The sequence below is a fragment of the Vibrio sp. RW genome (assembly GCF_027587105.1).
GTDB lineage: Bacteria > Pseudomonadota > Gammaproteobacteria > Enterobacterales > Vibrionaceae > Vibrio > Vibrio toranzoniae.
In genome coordinates this window covers 132,251-150,223 of the sequence record NZ_JAPPTM010000008.1, presented here as the reverse complement: position 1 = coordinate 150,223, position 17,973 = coordinate 132,251, and the positions used below count along the sequence as shown (strand labels likewise).

The following is a 17,973-nucleotide window of genomic DNA, read 5'->3' as shown; positions in this document are numbered from 1 at the left end:
AGACAGAACGTTAGCCTCGACCACCTTTGATCGCTTTGATGATTTCAGTCGTAGAACAACCATCTTCAAAGTTAAGCACTTTCACTTCACCACCAGCCGCAATCACTTCAGCACCACCCGCGATCTCTTCAGGTTTGTAATCGCCACCTTTCACTAGAATGCTTGGCAGTACCTCAGAAATCAAACGTTGCGGTGTATCTTCAGAAAACGGAACCACCCAATCAACTGCGCCTAAGCCAGCCAATACCGCCATACGACGATCGGTGGGATTGACAGGGCGACCTGGCCCTTTTAAGCGTTTCACTGACTCATCAGTATTCACTGCAACGATCAAACGATCGCCCAATTCAGCAGCATGGTTCATGTAAGAAACATGGCCGGCATGCAGAATATCAAAGCAACCATTGGTCATAACCACTTTCTCGCCTTTCGCACGAGCACGTTTCACCGCTTCAACCAATGCAGCTTCAGAAATCACACCGTAGTCTGTATCTTGGCTACCGTGAATCGCTTCCGCTAACTCAATCGTAGACAGCGTCGATGTACCTAGCTTACCAACAACCACTCCAGCTGCCGCATTCGCTAGTGCACACGCTTCATCCAGTGGTTTGCCCGCAGCAACGGAAGCCGCCAATACCGAGATAACGGTATCGCCAGCACCCGTCACGTCATACACTTCTTTCGCTTGAGTCGGCAAGTGGAATGGTGCCTGACCTTTACGCAGCAGTGTCATACCGTGCTCACTACGAGTCACCAACAAGGCTTCAAAGTCATACTTCTCAATCAAGGCTATACCCTTCTCGATGAGATCTTCTTCTGACTTAACCTTTCCTGCCACCAGCTCGAATTCTGCCATATTTGGCGTAAGCAGAGTCGCACCACGGTAGCGTTCTAAATCGGCACCTTTGGGATCGATAAAAACCGGAACGTTCGCAGCACGTGCTTTTTGAATAAAGCTCTGCACATGCTCCAAAGCGCCTTTTGCGTAGTCAGATAGGATTACCGAACGTACATTAGGAAGTGCTTGTTCCATGCGAGACAAAATAAGTTCAGGATCCGTGTTCTCAAATTTCTCTTCAAAATCAAGACGAATCAACTGCTGACCACGGCTCATCACGCGCAGTTTGGTAATCGTTGGGTAATCTTTCAACTCAACAAAATCACACTTAACCTTTAAAGCCGCCAAGGTATCTTTTAACACCTCGGCTGGTTCATCTTTACCCGTTAAGCCAACAACATGAGCATGGCCACCAAGAGAAGCAATATTCATTGCAACGTTGGCAGCACCACCTGGACGCTCTTCGTTATTTTCTACTTTTACAACAGGGACAGGTGCTTCTGGTGAAATACGGCCTGTTGGGCCATACCAGTAACGATCAAGCATGACGTCACCGACAATAAGAACACCTGATTGGCTGTAGTCAGGTAGAATTGGTTTCATTGTTGAACTCCAAAAATCGAATCTGGCTAGAGTCTAGCACACCGATTACAGTGGCTAAAACATATAAAAATCAGTAAAGCCTATCTCGATAGGCACTGCGAAAGATAAGCAAAAGACAACTTATACTTCCATCCATTGCTTCCAAGCTTGAACCACATGTTCTCTTTCCATTTCGAACTTATCAATCGCTACGTCTGCATCCAGATTAAGTAAGTTTCGATGATGAATTTCATCACGCAACGTCGTATAGGCATTGGTCAATGCCATACCTTGTTGCTCGTCCATAATCCCTTGCGACAGCAAACTTTCAAAGATTCTCACATTGTCGCACCAGCGAGTAAGTTTCGGCTTTTCATTACTGTATCGCAGCACTAAGTATTGCGCTAAAAACTCAACATCAGTAATCCCACCCGCATCTTGCTTAAGCATGAAACGACCGGCTTTTTTTCCACCTAGATGACCACGCATTTTTTCACGCATATCAACAACCGACTTTTTTAAAGTGGCTTCGTCACGTGGAAGACACAACACCTCATGACGCGTTTTATTGAACGCTGTAGCCAACCGTTCATCTCCGAAAATCATACGGGCGCGAGTCAAAGCTTGATGCTCCCAGGTCCAAGCGTCTTTGTGTTGGTACTCATCAAAGGCATCGGTTGGGCTAACCATTAGACCAGAGGCACCCGAAGGACGCAGACGAGTATCCACTTCGTATAAAATCCCAGAAGCGGTTCTGGTTGAGAAAATATGAATAATACGCTGTGCCAACCTGAGGTAAAACTGACGTCCATCGATCTCTTTCTTACCATCAGTATAGATATCGACAGGGCAGTCGTGCATGAATACGATATCGAGATCGGAATTATAGCCAAGTTCCCAGCCTCCCACCTTGCCATAGCCAATAACCGCAAACCCACGACCTTCGCGGTCTTTCAGATGAGTAGGTTCACCAAACTTCGCTGACACCTGTAACCAAGCTTGATTGACACCCGCCTCAACAATCGCTTCAGCTAAATACGTCAAGTGATCACTCACTTTCATCACCGGAAGTACGCCTGCAATATCAGCGGCGGCGATTCGGAGAATACAAGTCTGTTTAAATTGACGTAGACCTTCCATCTGCTGCTCCATATCATCTTCAGGAATACGAGCAAGATAATCACGCAACTCTGTTTTGTAGGACTCTAATGGCACAGGATGATAGAGCTGTTGAGGGTCGATAAGTTCATCTAAAAGAATAGGGTAACGACCAAGTTGTTCCGAGATCATCGGGCTGGCAGTACACAATCGAACTAACTGAGTCAATGCAGCAGGGTGTTCATCTAATAGCTCGAGATAAGTGGTACGCGTGACTATTTTGTGCAATAGATGCAATACCCGAGACAAACCAAACTCTGCATACTTATTGGTATACAGAGCTTGAAAGACTTTAGGCATTAAACGATTTAAGACCTCCCTCCCACGTGGACCAAGGGTTTTCTTAGCAAGGTCAGCTTTAAACTGAATGATCGTTTTCGCCGCTTCTGGCGGGCTAACTACTGCGATGTCGTGTTCTAATACATGCTCAATCACATCAGGTTTATGAGCCATATCCCACAACTCATTGAAATAACTCGCGACGGGGTTCGCATCCTCTTCTTCCATCCCAATAAGATCTTCAAATACGGTATGTACATTCGCCATATGTGCACGAGTTGCAGTAATCAAGCTATCCCAATCAGGAAATTGCATCGCAACAGCAAGCTGCAGTTGTTCGTGCTCACTATCTGGTAAGGTTTGAGTTTGCTTGTCAGCCATGGCTTGTAATAGGTTTTCAAGTCGACGCAAGAACATATAAGCATTGCGTAAATGGTCAACTTCTTCGGCCTCTAATAACTGGAGAGATTCAATAGCACTTAACGTTTTCAACAAGCCTCGACTACGAAGACTCGGTTCGCGACCACCACGAATTAACTGAAAGACCTGAGCAATGAACTCAACTTCACGAATACCACCAGAACCAAGTTTAATATTGTTTGATAAACCACGACGGCGTACTTCACTGCTGATCATCGACTTCATGCGGCGAAGCGACTGAATCGCACTAAAGTCAATATAGCGACGGAACACAAATGGCCGCAACATCTGGCGTAATTCTTGGTATTCGGGGTACATTTCACTCCCCATCACTCGCGACTTAACCATCGCATAACGTTCCCAATCACGGCCTTGTTCCTGATAATAATCCTCAAGAGCGGCATAGCTCATCACCAATGGGCCACTCTCACCAAACGGGCGCAAACGCATGTCAACTCGATAACAGAATCCATCAAAGGTTTGCTGATCAAGCGCCTTGATAATACGCTGACCTAAACGAGTAAAAAACTGCGCATTGGCGATACTACGTCTTGCGCCTTGCGTTTCACCATTTTCAGGATAAGTAAAAATCAGGTCGATATCAGAAGAGAAGTTGAGCTCACCGCCACCTAGCTTGCCCATACCAATGATCAGCATCGGCTGTGCTTCACCTTGTTCGTTGCAAGGCGTCCCCCATTCCTTACAGCAAATATCGTACTGCCATTGATAGGTTTCGAAGATCATCGCCTCAGCCAACATCGATAAATGATTTAAGCTCTGCTCTAGCTCCCAAGAGCCCATGAAGTCACGCCAGGCGATATAAGTCATTTCTCGATTACGGAATTGACGCAACACATGCTGACCACTCATTTCATCAGCACAACCAGACAGCAATTCGGCCAATCGCTCACGATAACCTTCAGCTCGCTCTTCACATGCCAACATGGTCGGCAAGGTGTTAGATAAAATCGCATCACGTTGTAAGCTATCACCAATAAAACAGCTCAAACCTAATGCATACTTAAGGTCGTCAATCAATGGCTCGGGCCAATGACTAATGGCTTCACTTTGATGTTCTAACAATTGCTCAAAAGCAGACTGCGAATGAGTGACGAGTTGAGAAGGCAATAGCATGTTTCTTCCTTGTGTTAGCTGCGCGCTGAACAGTCAGTTCTGCTCTTAAGTAAATAGTATTAATAACTAAAGATAAGTTATACCAAAGTTACGCCAATAAAAAACGCCCACATGAGTAATGTGGGCGTTTTATCGGTGAACTTATCGAGTAAGGCCTTTGCCTCTAAGCCTAATTCTTAGAGACAAAGATTAGGCTTTAAAGGTTAAACCTTAAACAGCTTGATCTTACCGTCGAGCTCTTGCGCGTTGCTTTCCATAAGCTGGGAAGTCTCAAGAAGCTCGCCAACCACCACTACAGATGCTTCAACAAGTTCACGAACATTGGTCAGGTTAACGCTCATCTCTTCAGCAACACTGCTTTGTTGGCCCGCAGCGGTTGCGATCTGGAAGTTCATATCATTGATTTGGTTGACTTGGCTGACGATACCATCAAGCTCAGAGCCTGCATTCGTCACTAGGTCAACGCCTTCGGCCGCCTCCACAACACTTTTCTCCATGAGCTCAACCGCGGAGTTAGCACTGCTTTGTAGGTGGCTGATCATGTCTTGGATTTCTACTGTCGCTTGCTGAGTTCGCTGTGCAAGATTACGAACCTCATCGGCAACGACTGCAAAACCGCGACCCGCTTCACCAGCACGCGCCGCTTCAATCGCTGCGTTTAACGCCAGTAAGTTGGTTTGTTCTGAAATACCTTGGATAGTACCAACCACGCTGCCGATTGAATCAACGCGCTCTTCAACTTGGTTTACCGCCGCTGCTGATGCTGCGATGTCGGAAGACAGTTCACTCATCTTAGAAACCGATCCCTGAACGAACTTCTGACCAGTAAGAGCTTGACCTGATGCCTGCTCTGTTAGAGAAGAGGCACTTTGTGCATGTTCGGCTACGGTTTGTACCGTTGACGTCATCTCACTCATTGCTGTCGCAAGCTGATCGATCTCATTGAACTCTTCTTGAGCCGAATCTTTGGTTTCCGACATACTGATGGTCATCACTTCTGTCAAAGCAAATAACTCATTAGAAGAGGCTACCTGAGTTTTGATCATGTCGTTCAATTGAACTCGCGTTTTTTCGAGTTCGCGTGCCACATCGCCGTATTCATCCTTACAATCCATATGAATTGGCACTGACAAATTCTTGTCTGCCATCGTTTTGATTGCATCATTCAGGTATTGTGTTTGACGGAGCATCACGCGAGCCGCTGCTAATAGAAGAACCACAAATACGATGATCATTAAGGCGGTTTGCCAAGCGACTTGAACGAGGTAAGTTTCATAATGCTGCTGGGCAACTTGGGTATTGTTTGTTGCGGCAAGCAATGAATCGTAAAACGTACTGGCGTCCCATAACTGCTTTGAAATGATCAAAATCGTGCTGAATACCATCAGCATGATCATTTTCGGAACGAGACGAACGTCAGAGATTACCCTTTCCCACGGCTTGAATGACACTTTAGTCATTGTCAGTTCTCCATTAACTCTTATATATTGATGGCTTCTATATCCGCGAGATGGCTATGTCAGTCAAAATTCGCAATTTATTTTGAGCCTCGTATGAATGTTAAATAGTATCAAAGACACAACCAAGCCGATGAGCTTATTATCACTGATTCTCTCTTTCTTAGCGTTATTTGTGATCTCAAGCTTATTGTTTGCACCTATTGATAAAGAATCGAAACAAGTCCTTATCGGCCTCGATTTTATAATCTGTAGTGTTTTTCTTTTTCAGCTCACAATAGACCTATTCAGATCACAAAACAAAACCGAATTCTTAAAAGTTCATTGGATCGACTTTTTGGCGAGCATCCCAATGATCGAACCGCTTCGTTTCGCTCGTATATTTCAGATATTGCGTGTCATCTTGGTATTACGCTCCAGTAAGCGCATTTTCAGAGAACTATTTCGCAACCGCAGAGAGACCACACTCGCTTCAATCATTCTGTTATTGGTAATTTTGCTTACTATCGGCGCCGGTACCATTCTTTTGTTAGAACACAAAGATCCTAACGCGAACATTACTACCGGCTATGATGCGCTGTGGTGGGCTTTCGTAACGATCAGTACCGTAGGGTACGGCGATCACTTTCCGGTGACCAATTCAGGAAAATTGGTGGCTTCTCTAGTTATCGTTTGTGGGGTAGGTGTTTTTGGTATGATTTCAGGTTTGATAACCTCACTCATTACTTCTCCAACCGATTTACAAAATCAGCAATTGGAGAATAAAGAACGTAAGCTGGATATGATTGTAGAGCAGCAACAATTGATACTCGAACGACTAGAAAGGCTTGAGCAACAAACAAAAAAATAGGACCGAAGCCCTATTTTATCATTCATATTGGTGTGGGATTTAGTCTTGCCAGTACGGCTCAACCTCTACACTGATTTGGCGCGTCTGCTCCATTGCATGCAAGATGGAAACTTCTTGGCGAGCTAACCAACGTTCCAGCTGAACTTTCTCATCGCCTTCCAACTTTTCAGTCAGCGGCTCTAGCGTTCTTAGCATCAGCAAATCATCAATCCCTTGTACCATGTCGGCCCACGGTAAGCGGAAACTGTTACGTTCATCATCGTCGTATAAGCTCGCAAAACCGACACCAGTATATAGACTGCGCATCAAACGGTATTGCTGGTCAATATACGCTTGGCTGGTCATCACTCGTTCTGGTGGAAAAACCTCCATGAGATCGGCCCATGTACGATCAAGCTGTTGCACCGAAAACCATTCAATGCCACGAGCCATTTGCTCACGAGCTTTATCGTCTAAAAATGGCTGCCAACCACGAGATAAAATCCAACGGCTTAGGTCTAATAATAGCCCTGTGTAGCGAGAAGAGCTCAGTAAGGTAAGTAGCTCTTCGCGGTCTGGAAGTTGCTCTTGCATCTCTTTCAGCTCAGTCACTAAAAACTTACGGGCATCTAACTTACGCAGGACATGGCCTTTATCTTCCAGCAAATCTTCAAAGTGGTCATAGGTTTTTAGCCAGTCGAGTTCTTGCTCAAGCCACTTAAGCTCTTGGCGTAAAATAGCACTTGCACGTCTTGGTACAATACCGCCATAAATGGTGAAGGTTTGACGAATAAAACTCAGCGAATGACTGATCTCATGCAGTGCTTCTATTGATTGGCGTTCTGTGAAAATCTGCTCATGGTAATGCCAATGAGCGAGAGCATGCTCTAACGATTGAATAAAACACGATTCAACGGTGTCAGTTTTGTCGGTATCAACTAAGGTTAAAGGAGTCACTTCATCTCCTTGATAACCTTGAGCAAGACGATACCCTTTGGCTGCCTTACTGAGGTTACCGAGGCGCATGCCACCATGCTCAGAGAATTGACGAGATAGAGTAAACAGAGCGTCCGTTTGACCTGATTTAAGTTCTAACTCAACTTCACAAATAGGCTCTTGCAGTTCACCAGACTCAACAAAGCCTTGGTCAAACGCAACCTCAACCTGGCTACCATCAGGCATGCCAATCAACCATTGTTCACGAGTGAAGTTAGTAGAGAAAAGAGGCGTAAGCTCAGCTTGCAGCGTGTCGATATCTTTCCCCTCTGGCCAAATGTCCTCAGGGTGCAAAGATAACTTAGGTTCGTTATTGTCGTGTTCGGCATTGTATTCAGGCCTTTGATGCAAGCCAGCAACGACACGTCCTGCAGTCTTTACGGTTTGTACAAATACGTCATCAAAGCGTCGAATGCGCAAGCCGATATCGTGCTTACGTAACCAGTTGTCAGGGGTGTCAAAGTAGATGTTACCTAGCTCACGACAACTGTGCTGAAGTACTTTAGTTTCAGAAATTTTATTGCGTAAAGTCTCTGAAAAATCAGGCGAAACAAAAAACTTCAGTTCTATCTCGGTTTCCATAGTTATACCTTTCTGTGAAGATAGGGACAGGATATTGCCAATTTGAACACTCGGCAAGTCAGAAATATCGCCCTTATGATGATCTAAAACAGTTTTAATGAGAGATTGATTAGGTTAACATGCGCGACTTTGTAGCCATCGCTTAACATTTCACCGTGAATATGGTGTATGTTGTTTTAAGGTTATTATTTATTAGGTTGGATGACCATGCCAGTAAATACAATTATGGGGTTATTTGCAAAGTCCCCAATTAAACCTTTGCAGCGTCACGTGGTATGCGTGAACGAATGTTGTTCTCACCTGATTAATTTCTTTGAAGTATCTTCAAAAGGTGATTGGGAAAAAGCATCAGAAATTCGAGCTCAAATTTCTCACCTTGAGAAAGAAGCTGACGTACTAAAACGTGAAATTCGCCTGAAACTTCCTCGCGGTTTGTTTATGCCAGTTGATCGCACCGATATGTTGGAGCTATTAACTCAACAAGACAAACTTGCAAACCTAGCGAAAGACATTGCTGGCCGTGTATATGGTCGCCAACTTGTCATTCCAGCTCCAATGCAACAGAACTTCATCGCTTACGTTAAACGTTGCCTAGATGCAGCGAACCAAGCACAAAAAGTAATCAATGAACTAGACGAATTACTTGAAACTGGCTTTAAAGGCCGTGAAGTAACACTCGTTGCTGAAATGATTCATCAATTAGATGTTATTGAAGATGATACCGACGCGATGCAGATCGAACTACGCCAGCAGCTAATGGCGATTGAAGGCGATCTGAATCCAGTTGACATCATGTTCTTATACAAGATTCTTGAATGGGTTGGTGGTATTGCAGATCAAGCACAGCGTGTTGGCGCTCGTCTTGAAGTAATGCTTTCTCGATCTTAAATCATACGTTAACCATATAACGAAGAGCACTTTTTCAACCAAACCACTTATGCGCTGAGTATTTCTCTCGCTGAGCGGTTTTTTGCGTCTAAATTTGCTCCGCTTGTTATCAAACAACTAGGTATTACGATGGATATCCTTGCTAACTACGGCACTGTCCTGATTATTGTTGCAGCAGCTTTCGGTTTCTTGATGGCTATTGGTATTGGTGCAAATGACGTTGCGAACGCAATGGGCACCTCAGTAGGCTCTAAAGCTCTAACCGTAAAACAAGCGATCATTATCGCAATGATCTTTGAGTTCGCAGGTGCTTACCTTGCGGGTGGCGAAGTCACTGACACTATCCGTAAAGGTGTTATCGAAACATCTCTCTTCGCTCATCAACCGGATGTACTTGTGTACGGTATGATGTCTGCGCTACTGGCTGCTGGTACATGGTTGCTTCTAGCATCATACATGGGCTGGCCAGTATCAACGACTCACTCTATCATCGGTGCAATCATCGGTTTTGCTTGTGTGTCTGTAGGTACTGAAGCTGTAGACTGGAACAGCGTCCAAGGTATTGTGGGGAGTTGGATTGTCACACCGTTAATTTCCGGTATCTTCGCCTATCTCATTTTTGTCAGTGCTCAGCGACTGATATTCGATACAGAAAACCCGCTGTTTAACGCTAAGCGTTTTGTACCTGTGTACATGTTCATTACGACAATGGTTATTGCACTTGTAACGATCAAGAAAGGTCTTAAACACGTTGGTCTTCACCTAAGCGGCACTGAAGCCTGGTTATGGGCAGCTGGTGTTTCTGCTCTAGTCATGGTTGGCGGTTACTTATACATTCAAAAGAAATTTGCTAATCGCGAAGAAGACCATGGCTTTGCTGGCGTTGAAGGCATCTTCAGCGTACTTATGGTTATCACAGCTTGTGCAATGGCATTCGCACACGGTTCAAACGACGTAGCTAACGCGATTGGTCCTCTATCTGCGGTTGTTTCAACCGTTGAACACATGGGTGAAATCTCAGGCAAGAGCACTATCGCATGGTGGATTCTTCCACTCGGTGGTATTGGTATCGTTGTGGGTCTTGCAACAATGGGTCATAAAGTTATGGCAACGGTGGGTACTGGTATTACAGAACTAACACCTAGCCGTGGCTTTGCCGCTCAGTTAGCTACAGCATGTACGGTTGTACTGGCTTCTGGTACTGGCCTTCCAATCTCTACCACACAAACATTGGTGGGTGCGGTATTAGGTGTAGGCTTTGCTCGTGGTATCGCAGCGTTAAACCTAGGCGTTGTGCGTAACATCGTAGCTTCTTGGATTGTAACACTGCCAGCAGGTGCTCTACTTGCTGTTGTATTCTTTTATGCAATTCAGGCTATGTTTACCATGTAATAGCCCTTGCGCTAGTAAGCACTAGCGTCAGAAAACGGTAAGTTTCAGTAATGATATGTAAATGTCATGTCATTATTGACTCAAACGCACAGAAAGGGAGGCTTTGCCTCCCTTCTTTGTTGCACCACATAAAAAAACTAAATATCATTTGCTGATTGAGGCAGACTCATACGCCTACCCAATTTGAATCGTTAAGGGATTTACTGTGAAAAAACTGATTAGCTTAGTTTTGTTCGCAATGCTTGCGGCTCCAGCTGCCTTTGCACAAGACCGTTATATTGCTGACAAACTGTTTACTTATATGCATTCTGGCCCAAACAATACCTACCGTATTATCGGCAGTGTTGACGCTGGTGAAAAGATTACATATCTACAAACCAACAAGAGCACGGGTTACACTCAGATCCAAGACAACCGTGGCCGTAAAGGTTGGGTTGAGAGTAAGTTTGTAAGCACTCAAGAAAGTATGGCACTGCGCATGCCGAAACTAGAGAAAGAGTTAACAGAGGTAAAGGGTAAACTAGCCAATGCACGCCAAAGTGCTGACAGTGAAAAAGCTGGTCTAGCCAGCTCTCTAGAGTCTCGTAACAAGCAAATTGCTGAACTTGAGCAAAACTACAGCGAGATTAGCCAACAGCTCACGAGCTCTCAAACAGAAAACCGTGAACTGCGTGCTAAACTCGATACTCAGAAAGATGACCTATTATTGAAGTACTTCATGTACGGTGGTGGTGTTGCTGGTGTTGGTTTACTTCTTGGCCTTATCCTGCCACACATTATGCCTCGTCGCAGAAAGTCGCCAAACGGTTGGGCGTAAGCTTATCGTTTTGTGTCAGGTACAGTGAACTCAGTATCGAATATCAAAAAGGAGCACCGCGGTGCTCCTTTTTATTTGCCTGTCACTTTGGTCATCAACTCAAACAACCTCGCTTTTCCACTAGCCTTGCCATTCGTACAGGGCTGGGATCTCTATCTTCTGCTGGTTGAACTCAATGATCACCGATTGAGGCTTAACCTCTAACAGCTGAATGTCTTGTCCTATCCAATCTCCTTGAGCCACTTCTTGGCCATTCACTTTGACCCAGCGTTTGGTTTCACTACTAGAATACATATGAGTTTGTAGGTTTAACTTAGGTAACACCCCAGACAAACTGTTGCGATGATACTCTAACTCAATGACTTGAGATCCCACCTGTTTTACTGGTCGTGAATCCATCGGCTCAGGCGCACTTTGTTGCTCGCCCATGATGGATTCAAGCTTCAATGCCAACTCTGGTGGTAACTCACTAAAGTCTAACCCTTTCAGCAAGTCACTATCCGATTGCAATTCATTACTCTCACCGATCATACTTGACTGAACCGTTGGTTGAGCACGACCTGACTCAGCACTGGCTGTTGTTTGCATTGTGCTATTAGTATTAGCCATCACTACTGATGTGTCGGCTGCGACATTGGTACTTTCAAGATCAACGTGCGCATACACTTCTTGGCGAGGTAATGCTTTTAACGTCTTACTTGTCGGCGCTACACGAACAGCAAACAACGCTTCATCCGCTTCCACCGCTGTAGCTTCAGTCTGTGTTCTGGTTTCAATCGTTTGAGTTTCAAGCTCAGGCTGAGTCTTTGACTCTGGTTGCACGAGACTGACGGGTTGATTGGCCGAGAACACCTGTTGTTGGCTATACGATTGATAAGCCAGAAAGCCACCCACCAACAAAGAAGGAACCAAGATTAAGAGCAACCCCATCGCTAACGATGAACCTCGTTTGTTGCTAACCCCTTTTGCAGAATTAGGAACATGATGATTCTGGTAGCCTTTGAAGGCGGGTTTATTAATAGAAGACTGTTTGTGAGACGACTGTTTGAGCTCGTGCATAATACGTGACATTAGCTTTCGCCCCCTTCTAGTGACATCAACTTGGGAGAATCAAGTTGAGCTAATCTTTGTAATCTTGTTAACGTCTGTTTTCCAGCGATGCCGTCTACAGATATCCCCTGCCAAGCCTGAAAAGCTTCAACTTTCATTTTTAACTCATCGTCGAACACATCACTGCCAGAGACACCTTCACCCAAGACTTCAGACAGTAACAGATCAAGCAATGCAATCGCCTCGCCTTGATGCCCTTGTTTAAGTATCTCTCTTAGCGGCTGTTTCCAAATCACGACATACTCGCCTTGCCAAATTTTCTTTAAGGATTGCTTCGGCATCACCAATAGCTTTTCATTAACGAGTAGTTCCACTGAATCCTCAGACGCGCCATAAAGTACCGCAAACACGGACTCTTTATCTACCTTGAGGTGAAGTACTACAGGTACCGCAAGCGCTATCAACGACTCTAAATTGGATTGATATTGCTCACACACAAAGACGCTTTGTGGCTGACTTAAACACAAGCCATCTCGCAGAGAAGATTGATACCCCCACAGGGTATAAAGATCCTGAATCGCAAGAGATCGGTTAGTTCCCAGCATCAAGTGCTGCTGAATATGTTTGGGTAACTCAAACTTAGAAGGTTCAGACTCAACGACTAATTTGGGAGCCTCTGCTACCAAAGAGCGCTGAGCTTTTGCAGATACTGGAGCTGGTGCTTCGCCTGAACTTTTAGGCGGTAACCATGAATCTATGTATGCTGGGGCGAAGTTAAACGTCGCTACCGCGAGGCCAACACTTAACGTGGCAATTCCTACGTATTGAAATAATGTAGTTGCTACGTGGGTAACTCGAGGGCTTTCAACGTGATACACCTCAGCTTGAAAAGCCATAATCTGCTGACAAGCTCGGTTAACCGTCTCATTTGAAGGCGTTTGCTCACCATCATGGAAAGCTAGCTGCAGTGCTTTATCACACACCAAGTTAATCAATCTTGGAATACCATGAGTGTATTGAGCGATCAGCTTGATAGAACGGTTGGAAAACAACATCTGCTCGCCACCCGCGGTTTCCAAACGAAACGCGATGTACTTCCCCGTCTCTTCAGTATTAAGAGGCAGTAAGTGATAACGACCAGTAATGCGCTGTGCGAGCTGACGTAGCTGCGTGGTCTGTAGATGTTGCTGTAATTCTGGTTGGCCAACCAGCAGCACTTTTAACAGTTTACGACTATCAGTTTCCAAATTGGTTAGAAGGCGTAACTGCTCCAACACATCGGCAGCGAGGTGCTGAGCTTCATCAATGACCAATAAGGTTTGAATACCGTCGGCATGGCTATCAAGCAGAAAGTGATGAATCGCCTGACTCAACTGCTTGAGCGATGCTTGTTCAGGGTAGTCGACCTCAAACTCATCACAGATAGCTTCAAGCAAATCGGTGTTGGAAAACGTAGGGTTGAGTATAAGGCCAGCTTGAGTCTGATTATCGAGTGAAGACAACATCGCCTTAGCGACCGTTGTTTTACCTGTACCTACCTCACCAGTAAGCATTGCAAAGCCCCCACCCTCGCCTAAACCGGCTTGTAGGTTCTGCATTGCCTCTTGGTGGCGCTGACTCAAAAACAAATAGCGAGAATTTGGTACAATCGAAAATGGCATCTCAACGAAGCCAAAATATTCCTTATACATGTGCTGCCCTATAATTACGATTAATGGAAAGTACCATTGCTTGCCGTAAAGTCCAGCAGTGATAAAACATTTCGAGGTGATAAGTTGCAAATATACGATAGCCTACCAAAAGGTCATGGCCTACAACGCTATCTTGTCGGTGGAGCAGTGCGCGATAAACTGCTTAATATTGACAGTTATGATAGAGATTGGGTCGTGGTAGGAAGTACCCCTCAAGAGATGGAAAGCCTTGGTTTCTCGGCTGTAGGTAAAGACTTCCCCGTATTCCTGCATCCAAAAACTAAGGAAGAACACGCACTGGCTCGTACCGAAAGAAAGTCAGGTTCTGGTTACACTGGCTTCGAATGTTACTTTGCCCCAGACGTAAGCCTAGAAGAAGATCTGATGCGTCGAGATCTGACGATCAATGCCATCGCTCAAGATTACAAAGGCCAGCTTTACGATCCGTACCACGGCCAACAAGATCTCTCAAATCGCATTTTAAGACATGTTTCCGATGCTTTTGTTGAAGACCCGCTTCGTGTGCTGCGTGTTGCGCGCTTCGCTGCCAAACTTCACCACCTCAACTTTACAGTCGCACCTGAAACCATGGTGATGATGAGTGAGATCGTGCAATCAGGTGAACTGGCACACCTTACCGCAGAGCGTGTGTGGCAAGAGTGGCACAAATCACTCAGTACACCACACCCTGAAGTGTTCCTCTCGGTTTTAAGAGAGTGCGGGGCATTAGCGGTCGTTCTTCCAGAAATTGATGCCTTGTTTGGTGTACCTCAACCTGAAAAGTGGCACCCTGAGATCGACACGGGGATTCACACTCTGATGGTGGCCCAGCAAGCTGCGCTATTAAGCCCATCGTTACCCGTACGTTTTGCCGCTCAAGTGCATGATTTAGGTAAAGGTATTACGCCAGAAAGCGAGTGGCCAAGCCACAAAATGCACTGTCATACTGGCTTGAAGATCATTAAGAAGCTATGTGACAGAGTAAGAGTGCCTAATGAATTTAGAGATCTCGCACTGTTAGTCTGTGAGCAACACTCTAATATTCACCGTGCAGGAGAGCTCAAACCTACAACCTTCCTCAAGGTTTTGAACAAGTTTGATGTTTGGCGCAAGCCTGAGAGGCTCAACGACATATTGCTTTGCTGCCAAGCCGACCATGCTGGTCGTAAAGGATTAGAAGATCAGCCTTATCCTCAGAAAGCACGTTTTGAGGCAGCTTATCAAGCCGCGTTACAAGTCGAAGTTAAAGCGATTATTGCCGATGGTTTTCAAGGTAAAGATATTCGAGAAGAGCAAGAGAAGCGCAGAGCTACCGCGATTGAAAACGCCCTATCAGAACTTGCAGATCATTGATCTTCATAACGCTGATTACTATGCATTAAAAAACCCGCGACTAAGCGGGTTTTTTCGTTTCAATCTTTAAGACGCAACATTTGTCTACGTAAGTCGAGTGCTACTGCATCATTAAGAAAGCAAACAGACCAAAACCGAGAATCAAGCGGTAGATAACAAACGGTGTCATGCCCATCCGCGAAATAAGCTTCAAGAAAAAGTAAATGCAGATATAAGCACTAATAAAAGAAACCGCGATACCCGTAAGCAAAGTGCCTACATGGATTGGATCACCACTCGTCACGAGCTTTAGACCTAAGTAACCACCAGCCAAAGTGATGATTGGAATAGACATTAAGAATGAGAATCGAGCCGCGGCTTCACGAGTAAAACCAAGATAAAGTGCCGCGGTAATGGTCGCACCAGAACGCGATGTCCCCGGAATGATCGCCATTGCCTGAGCGAGGCCAATAAACAACGCTTTTTTCCAACCGGCTTGATATTCATCATCACGCAGACTTGAGTTTTTATCGACCCACCATAGCAACAGACCAAAGACAATTGTGGTCGTGGCAATGACCCACGCACTGCGTAAATAAAGCTCGACAATATCTTTCATCAGCAGACCAAAGATACAGGCTGGAATCGTCGCAAGAATGATCATCCACGCCAGCTTCGCTTCTTTGCTGCGATCGCCCTTAAATACCGAGCCAAAGAAAGCACTCAAAAGAGACACAACTTCTTTGCGGAAATAGATCACCACAGCCGCCAAAGTACCGACATGGACAGCGACATCAAAAGCCAAGCCTTGATCTTCCCAGCCTAATACAGCGGAAGGAAGAATTAAGTGTGCAGAACTGGAAATAGGTAGAAATTCAGTAAAGCCTTGTACCAACGCCAACATAAACGCTTCAAAATAACTCATTACTTACCTTAAAATTATAATTTTATATCTACGACAGAGAGCGAGTCTAATTGCTGCATCTTCTGCCATATTTCACGGACAGTTCTTCCGTCTTGCGGGATCACTCTCGCAGGACAGAGATCATAAAGTGGTTGTGTTACAAAAGGGTATTTATAGATATCACTGCGTGGTAATTCTGGATCACTCTCAGAAACCACCTCTCCAAACAGCACAATATCAAGGTCGAGCTTTCGATCTTGAAGTTTATGCGCATCTTGAGAACGACCCCATTTAAACTCAATTTTACGCAGTTGCTGTGAAAATTCAGTCAATGAGAGTGATGTGTCGAGTTCTATCACAAAGTTATAAAACGAGTGGCTATTAAAACCGACAGGCTCACAGTGATAGATTTTAGAGCATTTAAGGTTAGTCCCTAACGATTGAAGCTCCGTCCATGCCACCCTTGCATGCTTGTCGCGGTCTATGTTCGTGCCAACACCAACATAGGCTATTGTCATGCCTGACCTCTTTCGATGATCACGCCAACGGCTTTTGCTTGTGGTACCGCGCCCGGTTTCGCTAAACGGATCTTAACCCAAGGCACTGAAAATTGAGTCATGATTAATTCAGCGACTTCTTCTGCCACACGTTCAACCAATAGGAATCGGCCATTAGCAATATGTTCAAGTACAGCCGTGCTCACTGTCGAGTAGTCCAAAGCATCAACCACATCATCACTCTTGCCAGCTGGGCGGTTGTCATGAGCCATTTCAATATCGAGCACAAGTTTTTGTTTAATCTCTTGCTCCCAATCGTAAACACCGATCGTTGTAATTACTTCTAGCTGTTCAATGAAAACTTTATCCAGTGCCATGACTTGTCCTTTTAGAGGTCGGATACCCATATTGGGGAAAAAAACGTATTATTAGCGTAATTCCAGATATGATACCAATTACTCTTAGATTGAGCATTATTTTCCCACCGTTAAGCTTATAACCGTTTAAGGACAGACATGACCCCATTGGCTCTTATCATGATCATTGCTGCCTATTTACTAGGTTCAATCTCTAGCGCGGTCTTGATATGCCGAGTCTTAAGGCTCCCAGATCCAAGAACGGTGGGCTCGAATAACCCCGGAGCAACCAATGTGTTACGTGTCGGAGGCAAAGGTGCCGCGGCATCAGTACTACTCTGTGACATGCTAAAAGGCACTATTCCCGTCTGGCTTGGCTATTATCTCAATATCGATCCAATCATCTTAGGTGTTGTCGCAATAGCCGCATGCCTTGGTCATATGTACCCAATATTTTTCCATTTCAAAGGTGGAAAAGGCGTCGCAACGGCACTTGGCGCCATCGCCCCAATTGGATTCGATCTAACGGGAATGATCATGGCGACTTGGTTAGTGATGGCGTTTTTGTTTCGCTACTCTTCTTTAGCAGCAATAGTCACTGTGCTACTTGCCCCGTTTTACGCTTGGTTAGTCAAACCTCAATATACGCTGCCAGTCGCCATGCTATGTTGCTTGATCGTGCTGCGTCATCATCAGAATATCCGTCGCCTACTCGATGGCAGTGAACCAAAAATTGGACAAAAAAAATCGACTTAAACCGCTCTATATGTC

General features: G+C 45.1%; 15 protein-coding genes. 6 read left to right on the top strand and 9 right to left on the bottom strand.

Going from position 1 to position 17,973, the window contains the following annotated elements:
• Positions 1 to 10: 10 nt before the first annotated feature.
• The 3 genes from hldE to OCT63_RS09715 all read right to left on the bottom strand — a co-directional run bounded on the left by hldE (position 11) and on the right by OCT63_RS09715 (position 5,871).
• Entirely contained in the window at positions 11 to 1,441 is a 1,431-nt protein-coding gene (gene hldE / locus OCT63_RS09725) for a bifunctional D-glycero-beta-D-manno-heptose-7-phosphate kinase/D-glycero-beta-D-manno-heptose 1-phosphate adenylyltransferase HldE (RefSeq protein WP_060467144.1), read from the bottom strand.
• Between the two features lie 120 nt (positions 1,442 to 1,561).
• Positions 1,562 to 4,411, bottom strand: a complete 2,850-nt coding sequence (gene glnE, locus OCT63_RS09720; RefSeq protein WP_269983655.1) for a bifunctional [glutamate--ammonia ligase]-adenylyl-L-tyrosine phosphorylase/[glutamate--ammonia-ligase] adenylyltransferase — start codon at positions 4,409 to 4,411, stop codon at positions 1,562 to 1,564.
• Positions 4,412 to 4,614: 203 nt separating this feature from the next.
• Positions 4,615 to 5,871: a methyl-accepting chemotaxis protein gene (locus OCT63_RS09715; RefSeq protein WP_060467142.1), complete on the bottom strand. Its 1,257-nt coding sequence runs from the start codon at positions 5,869 to 5,871 to the stop codon at positions 4,615 to 4,617.
• A gap of 97 nt (positions 5,872 to 5,968) precedes the next feature.
• Between OCT63_RS09715 and OCT63_RS09710 the strand changes: the two genes are divergently transcribed.
• Positions 5,969 to 6,718 (top strand): potassium channel family protein, encoded by a 750-nt coding sequence (locus tag OCT63_RS09710; RefSeq protein ID WP_060467141.1) that lies wholly within the window; start codon positions 5,969 to 5,971, stop codon positions 6,716 to 6,718.
• A 39-nt stretch (positions 6,719 to 6,757) separates the two neighbouring features.
• On the opposite strand, the gene OCT63_RS09705 is transcribed toward OCT63_RS09710, so the two are convergent.
• Positions 6,758 to 8,275, bottom strand: coding sequence for a CYTH and CHAD domain-containing protein (locus tag OCT63_RS09705; protein WP_161672807.1), 1,518 nt, complete (start codon positions 8,273 to 8,275; stop codon positions 6,758 to 6,760).
• A 207-nt stretch (positions 8,276 to 8,482) separates the two neighbouring features.
• Between OCT63_RS09705 and OCT63_RS09700 the strand changes: the two genes are divergently transcribed.
• From OCT63_RS09700 to OCT63_RS09690, 3 genes are all read left to right on the top strand, one after another.
• Positions 8,483 to 9,163: a TIGR00153 family protein gene (locus OCT63_RS09700; RefSeq protein WP_017056012.1), complete on the top strand. Its 681-nt coding sequence runs from the start codon at positions 8,483 to 8,485 to the stop codon at positions 9,161 to 9,163.
• A 129-nt stretch (positions 9,164 to 9,292) separates the two neighbouring features.
• Positions 9,293 to 10,555: an inorganic phosphate transporter gene (locus OCT63_RS09695; RefSeq protein ID WP_017077661.1), complete on the top strand. Its 1,263-nt coding sequence runs from the start codon at positions 9,293 to 9,295 to the stop codon at positions 10,553 to 10,555.
• 205 nt (positions 10,556 to 10,760) lie between these two features.
• The gene (locus OCT63_RS09690; RefSeq protein ID WP_017056010.1) at positions 10,761 to 11,372 is read left to right on the top strand and encodes a TIGR04211 family SH3 domain-containing protein; all 612 of its coding nucleotides are present in this window, start codon (positions 10,761 to 10,763) and stop codon (positions 11,370 to 11,372) included.
• A 120-nt stretch (positions 11,373 to 11,492) separates the two neighbouring features.
• Here the strand turns inward: OCT63_RS09690 and OCT63_RS09685 are convergent, their stop codons facing one another.
• Together OCT63_RS09685 and OCT63_RS09680 are read right to left on the bottom strand one after the other, a co-directional pair.
• Entirely contained in the window at positions 11,493 to 12,443 is a 951-nt protein-coding gene (locus OCT63_RS09685; RefSeq protein ID WP_161678788.1) for a general secretion pathway protein GspB, read from the bottom strand.
• Positions 12,443 to 14,113: an ExeA family protein gene (locus OCT63_RS09680; protein ID WP_269983654.1), complete on the bottom strand. Its 1,671-nt coding sequence runs from the start codon at positions 14,111 to 14,113 to the stop codon at positions 12,443 to 12,445. The genes OCT63_RS09685 and OCT63_RS09680 overlap by 1 nt, the downstream gene beginning before the upstream one ends.
• A 36-nt stretch (positions 14,114 to 14,149) precedes the next feature.
• On the opposite strand from OCT63_RS09680, the gene OCT63_RS09675 reads away from it, so the two are divergent.
• Positions 14,150 to 15,466 carry a multifunctional CCA addition/repair protein gene (locus OCT63_RS09675; protein ID WP_161678787.1) on the top strand — a complete coding sequence of 439 codons (1,317 nt, stop codon included), beginning with the start codon at positions 14,150 to 14,152 and terminating at the stop codon, positions 15,464 to 15,466.
• 100 nt (positions 15,467 to 15,566) lie between these two features.
• On the opposite strand, the gene OCT63_RS09670 is transcribed toward OCT63_RS09675, so the two are convergent.
• The 3 genes from OCT63_RS09670 to folB are packed head-to-tail and all read right to left on the bottom strand — an operon-like array spanning position 15,567 to position 17,223.
• Complete coding sequence (locus OCT63_RS09670; protein ID WP_017056006.1) at positions 15,567 to 16,370, bottom strand: undecaprenyl-diphosphate phosphatase; 804 nt, start codon at positions 16,368 to 16,370, stop codon at positions 15,567 to 15,569.
• A 14-nt stretch (positions 16,371 to 16,384) separates the two neighbouring features.
• On the bottom strand, positions 16,385 to 16,867 hold the full coding sequence (folK, locus tag OCT63_RS09665; protein ID WP_161678786.1) for a 2-amino-4-hydroxy-6-hydroxymethyldihydropteridine diphosphokinase: 483 nt from the start codon (positions 16,865 to 16,867) through the stop codon (positions 16,385 to 16,387).
• Positions 16,864 to 17,223: a dihydroneopterin aldolase gene (folB, locus tag OCT63_RS09660; protein WP_060467133.1), complete on the bottom strand. Its 360-nt coding sequence runs from the start codon at positions 17,221 to 17,223 to the stop codon at positions 16,864 to 16,866. The genes folK and folB overlap by 4 nt, the downstream gene beginning before the upstream one ends.
• A 138-nt stretch (positions 17,224 to 17,361) precedes the next feature.
• Between folB and plsY the strand changes: the two genes are divergently transcribed.
• Complete coding sequence (plsY, locus tag OCT63_RS09655) at positions 17,362 to 17,958, top strand: glycerol-3-phosphate 1-O-acyltransferase PlsY (RefSeq protein WP_060467132.1); 597 nt, start codon at positions 17,362 to 17,364, stop codon at positions 17,956 to 17,958.
• The last annotated feature ends 15 nt before the right edge of the window (positions 17,959 to 17,973 follow it).